At 64.3% G+C, this 5,328-nt stretch carries 6 protein-coding genes and 1 pseudogene; 1 reads left to right on the forward strand and 6 read right to left on the reverse strand.

Annotated elements, in window-relative coordinates; all coding sequences use genetic code 11:
- The 6 genes and pseudogenes from EN993_RS30680 to EN993_RS30705 all read right to left on the reverse strand — a co-directional run.
- Positions 1 to 301, reverse strand: a pseudogene (locus EN993_RS30680) (signal recognition particle-docking protein FtsY); the annotation flags it as partial.
- 12 nt (positions 302 to 313) lie between these two features.
- Complete coding sequence (mtaB, locus tag EN993_RS30685) at positions 314 to 1,627, reverse strand: tRNA (N(6)-L-threonylcarbamoyladenosine(37)-C(2))-methylthiotransferase MtaB (protein WP_109665339.1); 1,314 nt, start codon at positions 1,625 to 1,627, stop codon at positions 314 to 316.
- On the reverse strand, positions 1,627 to 2,511 hold the full coding sequence (gene dapF, locus EN993_RS30690; protein WP_126066909.1) for a diaminopimelate epimerase: 885 nt from the start codon (positions 2,509 to 2,511) through the stop codon (positions 1,627 to 1,629). Before dapF ends, mtaB begins: the two co-directional genes overlap by 1 nt.
- 95 nt (positions 2,512 to 2,606) lie before the next feature.
- Positions 2,607 to 2,768: a DUF1328 family protein gene (locus EN993_RS30695; RefSeq protein WP_082525393.1), complete on the reverse strand. Its 162-nt coding sequence runs from the start codon at positions 2,766 to 2,768 to the stop codon at positions 2,607 to 2,609.
- Positions 2,769 to 2,865: 97 nt separating this feature from the next.
- Positions 2,866 to 3,432 (reverse strand): hypothetical protein, encoded by a 567-nt coding sequence (locus tag EN993_RS30700; protein ID WP_127265643.1) that lies wholly within the window; start codon positions 3,430 to 3,432, stop codon positions 2,866 to 2,868.
- Positions 3,433 to 3,503: 71 nt separating this feature from the next.
- Entirely contained in the window at positions 3,504 to 4,523 is a 1,020-nt protein-coding gene (locus EN993_RS30705) for an MBL fold metallo-hydrolase (RefSeq protein WP_109663781.1), read from the reverse strand.
- A 293-nt stretch (positions 4,524 to 4,816) separates the two neighbouring features.
- Here EN993_RS30705 and EN993_RS30710 point away from each other — a divergent pair.
- The coding region (locus tag EN993_RS30710) for an AprI/Inh family metalloprotease inhibitor (RefSeq protein ID WP_127265644.1) at positions 4,817 to 5,328 on the forward strand (512 nt) is incomplete at its 3' end.

Raw genomic sequence — 5,328 nt, forward strand, 5'->3', positions numbered from 1 at the left:
GGGCAGGCTCAGGCTGGATTTCCGGCTCGGCAGGAATTGAAGGCGCCGGCTCAGGTACCGGTTCCTCGACAGGCGCCGGTTCCGGCGCAGGAATCACCTCCGGCTCGACCGTCGGCGTCGTTTCCGCCTCGGGCTGCGGCTCGTCGCGCTTCAAGAACTCCGGAACGACCTGCTCGGCCGCCGGCTTCAGCGCATCGAGTGCTTCCCATTTGATCGGCGGCAGCGGAGCGGTTTCGTCGACCCGCTCCTCGACAACCTCTTTCTTGCCGAACGAAAATATCTTCTTGAAAAAACCAGCCATGCTTTGCGTTTCTCAGGCGGCGCGGGCGGCAAGGGGCGCCGCGATCAGCCTCATACCATCGTGGCCTGATATATCGGCCTCGACGATCTCACCCGGTGCGCCCGTGCCGAGTGCGGCAAGCGTAAAACCCTCGGTGCGGCCAAGGCCGTCGCGTTCGACCAGGATCGACTGACGCGTACCAGTGAGCGACGACAGATGCCTGATATACGCAGCCTCGCCGGCGACGCGCAGCCGGGCGGCGCGCTGCTTGACCACCTCGCGGCGGAGCTGCGGCATGCGCGCGGCGGGCGTGCCTTCGCGCGGGCTGAACGGGAAGACGTGGAGATGGGTCAGGCCGCACTCCTCGACGATTTTTTCCGAGTTCTCGAACATTTCATCCGTTTCGGTCGGGAAGCCGGCGATGATGTCGGCGCCGAAGACGATGCCGGGGCGCAGCTTGCGAACATCCTCGCAGAAGCGGATCGATTGATCGCGCAGATGGCGACGCTTCATCCGCTTCAGGATCATGTCGTCGCCCGATTGCAGCGACAGATGCAGATGCGGCATCAGCCGCGGCTCGGTGGCAATCGTGTCGAGCAGATCGTCGTCAGCCTCGATCGAATCGATGGAGGATAGCCGCAGGCGCTTCACATCGGGCACCTGCTTGAGGATGGTCTTCACTAGCCTGCCAAGCTTTGGCGCGCCCGGAAGGTCGGCACCAAAACTGGTCATGTCGACACCGGTCAGCACGATCTCGGCATAGCCGTTTCCGGCGAGCCGCTTGACCTGCTCGACCACGGCGCCCATCGGCACCGAGCGCGAATTGCCGCGGCCATAGGGAATGATGCAGAAGGTGCAGCGGTGGTCGCAGCCGTTCTGCACCTGGACGAAGGCGCGTGCCCGCCCCTCGATGGCGTCGACCATGTGGCCTGCGGTCTCACGGACGGAAAAGATGTCGTTGACGCGCGCCTTCTCGGTGTCGTTGACGCCGAAATCCGGCAGCGCGCGATAGGAATTGGCTTTCAGCTTCTCCTCATTGCCAAGCACGAGATCGACCTCGTCCATGGCGGCGAATTTTTCAGGCTCGGTCTGCGCGGCGCAGCCGGTGACGATGATGCGCGCCTGCGGATTGTCGCGGCGCGCCTTGCGGATCGCCTGTTTGGCCTGGCGCACCGCCTCGCCGGTGACGGCGCAGGTGTTGAAGATCACGGCGCCGCCCTCCAGCGCGCCAAGACCGGCGGTTTCAGCCTCGCGCCGCATCACCTCGGATTCATAAGTGTTCAGCCGGCAGCCAAAGGTGACGACGTCGATGCCCTTGGACACCGGGCTCTTGGACAGAGCGGACATCAAGCCGCGCTTTCGGTGTCGCGGGCCCATGTTCCGGTCGACGGATCGAAGTTGCCGGAAAATTCCCATTCGGCAGCGCCGGTGAGGATGACGTGGTCGTCATCGCGCCATTCGACATGCAGCGTGCCGCCACCGGGGGTCAGCAGGCTGACGCTGCGGCCGGTCCGGTTGGTGCGGGCGGCTGCGACCACGGCGGCGCAGGAGGCCGAGCCGCAGGCCTTGGTCAGGCCGGCGCCACGCTCCCATGTGCGGATGATCATGGTTTCAGGCGAGGTGACCTGAGCGATGGTTATGTTGGCGCGCTCGGGAAACATCGGGTGGTTCTCGAGCATCGGGCCGAAACGGTCGAGTTCATAAGACCAGACGTCGTTGTCGACCCAGAAGATGGCGTGCGGATTGCCCATCGAGACAACCGAGGGCGAGTGCAGCACGGGTGCGTCGATCGGGCCGATCTGCAGCTCGATCATGCGGGTGTCGCGGAATTCCTCGGCCAGCGGGATGTCCTGCCAGCCGAAACGCGGCGTGCCCATGTCGACCGAGATCGACCCGTCGGCATGTTCGCGCGCGTTGAGGATGCCGGCAACGGTCTCGAAGGTGAAGGTCTTCTGGCCGGTCTCGGCGGCAAGCGCCTGGACAACGCAGCGCATGCCATTGCCGCAGGCCTGCGCCTTGGAGCCATCGGAATTCAGGATGTCGATGAAAAAGGCGGTGCCGGGCGTCCTGGCATCGTGGATCGCCATGATCTGGTCGAAGCTGGTCGCGGCATCGGCGTTCAGGGCGATCGCTGCCGCTGCGGTCACCCGATCGGCACGGCTACGCATGTCGGCAACGATGATCTCGTTGCCGATGCCGTTCATCTTGGCGAAAGGGGCGGTGCTGGCCATTGCTCCGAAAATTCCGTGTCCGTTTGGCGCTATATGGCGGAAACGGGCGGGAATTACCAGTGCGCAGCCGCTTGGTCACGGCGAAGGCGCCGGACTTACGTGACGGCGAAGATGCCCAGCACCACCAGCAGGAAGATGACCAGAACGATGCCGATTAGGATGCGCGCACCGGTGGCGGCGGCACCTGCCAGCGCCGGCATGCCGAGCAGGCTCGCCGCAGCCGCTACGATGAGGAGAATGATGATCCATTTGAGCATGGGAATGCCTCGCAACCGACATATTTTGAAACCGCATGAAAACGCGTCCGCCGCGCTTGGGTTCCCGTCGGGCTGCGAGGCCTGTTCGCGACGAAAACTAGCCGGCGATCTCGATATCGGTGGTGAAGGGCGCCGTCTTTTTCGAATTCTCGTCGTGCATGAGGAAGTCGCAGCGGTATTTGCCGGGCGGCACGCCGTCGAGGGAGAGGTCCAGCTTGAAGAACAGTTCGCGGTTGTGCGAGCGGGACGCGACCTGGACACGGCCGACCTTCTCGCTCGTGCCGAGCGTCTCGCCGGCTGCGGAAACCACCGTGATGTCGACGGAAAGCGCGATCATGCTGTTGCCGAGGCCGTCCGAGCCGTAGCCATAGCCAATGGGTTCCATGTACAGCACGATCTTCTCGCCGGGCTTGTAGGTGTGATTGGCGCGCTCGCTGTAGATGCCGAAACCGCTTGCGGTATCGACCTGTTTGACGTTCTGGACGGCCAGCGGCATCGCTTGCCAAAAGGCTTCCTCGGCGCTACGGAATTTGTCCAGCGCGCCGGCGCCGTCACCCGATTGCAGCAGTTTTTCGGCTTCCGCGGCGCGGTCGCTGATTTCGCCTGCGAAAGCGCACGGCGTCGAGATCGCCAGCGCCATCAGAACTGCCATGATCGATTTCATCTGCATTCCCCTTTGCCTGTCGGGCGGACCATCTGCGAAAATGACCGGGCCGTAAATGGCCAATGCAGACGTCAGCCGCGCCCGATCTCAGGCACGGTCCAGACCTCGCCGGGCCGCAAGGCGCGAAAGTGCTCGCGCGGAACACCTTGATCGTCGAGCGCCTCGGCCAATTTCCGCGCCGGCTCGTCGATCGGTTCGTCGGTGAGCTGGAAGGTGCCCCAGTGGCAGCCGGCGGCGAAAGCGGCGTTGCAAAGCGTCATGCCTTGCACGGCTTCCCTGGGGTTTTGGTGCTGCGGCGCCATGAACCAGCGCGGCTCATAAGCGCCGATCGGCAGGATGGCGAAACGGAAACCGCCATGTTTCTCAGCCATCAGCCGGTAGTTGATGCCATCGTGGAAGCCGGTGTCGCCTGCGAAATAGAGCTTGCCATCAGGCGTTTCGATGACGAAGCCGGCCCACAGCGCCATGCGCCGGTCGCGGGCGCCACGCGCCGACCAGTGATGCACCGGCTCGACATGGAGGGCGACGCCGTTACCGACCTCGACCCTGTCGCCCCAGTCATGCGCCGACAGCCGCATGCCGGGCACGGCGGCTTCGATGATGGCGTCGTTGCCGAGCGGGGCGAGCACCAGCGGGTCGTGGCTGGCCTTCAGCCGCTTCAACGTGGCGAGGTCGAGATGGTCGTAATGGTTGTGGCTGACCAGCACGAGGTCGATCGGCGGCAGGTCGGCAAAGGCGATGCCCGGCGGATTGATGCGTTTTGGCCCGGCGAAGGAAAGCGGCGACGCGCGCAGCGACCACACCGGATCGGTGAGGATGTTCAGACCGGCCGTCTGGATCAGCAAGGTGGAATGGCCGACCATCGTCACATCCAGCGCGGGGCCTTCGATCTTCGCGGTCGGTTTTGCCTGCGGAAAGGGGCTTGGATTGGTCGCCGGCCATTTCGAGCGCTTGCCATTCAACTGCCATTTCAGCAGGTCGGCGAAACGGCCAGGCGGCTGGCCGTCGGGATTGAAGAACAATGTGCCGTCGAAATGGTCGCTCGGCGGGCCGCTGTAGTAGCGATTGGCGGCTGTCTTTCTCGCGGCCAATTTTGCGGCTCCAGCAGGGTTTCGTCACCAGACATAGGGGCTACGCCGGCTCGCGCAAGCATCTGACCGCCGAATGCCAGGGCAGCACTGTGTTGACTGGGATCGTTGACTGGGGTCCTTGGGCGACGCGTGACAAGCGGCCCATGCCATCGCGATTGCGATAAATTTGCAACAAATCTTGCCGCAAACCGTATTTTAACCATATCGGGTTGAAATTTCGCCACCTTCTCCATCTTGGTGGGGGTGAGATTGTGCGGACGGCTTCCCCCCAGCCGGATCCGACGGAGGTTGGAATGACTTTTTCGAAAACCGGTCTGGTGGCCGTATCGCTGGCCGCGCTCGTTGCGAGCGGCTGTTCGACCTCACGTTTCTCGTCGATGGATGACCAGCAGCCCGCGCCGCTGGAGGCCGCGCCCGCCGGCAAGGTGACCGGCAACCAGCTGCCGCCGCCGGCATCGCCCGGCACCACTGACCCGTCGCAATTCCCGACTGCCCCGGCGAACACGCAGGTAGCCTCGCTGCCGCCGGACGGCGCGGCGCCGGCCGGCGCTTCGGACGTGACCGCCGCCAGCGTCGCCGGTGTCTGGAACGTCAGCGTTTCCGGCCAGAGCTGCAAGGTGGCGACGCCGCAGACCAAATTCGGCGCCGGCTTCCGCGCCGGGCCGCTGCATTGCCCGGCCCCGATCGACGGCATCAAGTCGTGGAACGTCGCCGGCAAGCAGCTGACGCTTTATGATGAGAGTGGCGGCGCGCTGGCGCGGCTGTATTCTTCGGGCGGCTCGAAATTCGACGGCCAGACTTCCAA

This window comes from Mesorhizobium sp. M7D.F.Ca.US.004.01.2.1, assembly GCF_003997785.1.
GTDB lineage: Bacteria > Pseudomonadota > Alphaproteobacteria > Rhizobiales > Rhizobiaceae > Mesorhizobium > Mesorhizobium loti.

What these genes read in the sequence shown, in the direction of transcription:
- EN993_RS30700 (WP_127265643.1), bottom strand. Translation starts at nt 3,432, where the DNA reads ATGAAATCGATCATGGCAGTTCTGATGGCGCTGGCGATCTCGACGCCG.
- EN993_RS30695 (WP_082525393.1), bottom strand. Translation starts at nt 2,768, where the DNA reads ATGCTCAAATGGATCATCATTCTCCTCATCGTAGCGGCTGCGGCGAGC.
- mtaB (WP_109665339.1), bottom strand. Translation starts at nt 1,627, where the DNA reads ATGTCCGCTCTGTCCAAGAGCCCGGTGTCCAAGGGCATCGACGTCGTC.
- dapF (WP_126066909.1), bottom strand. Translation starts at nt 2,511, where the DNA reads ATGGCCAGCACCGCCCCTTTCGCCAAGATGAACGGCATCGGCAACGAG.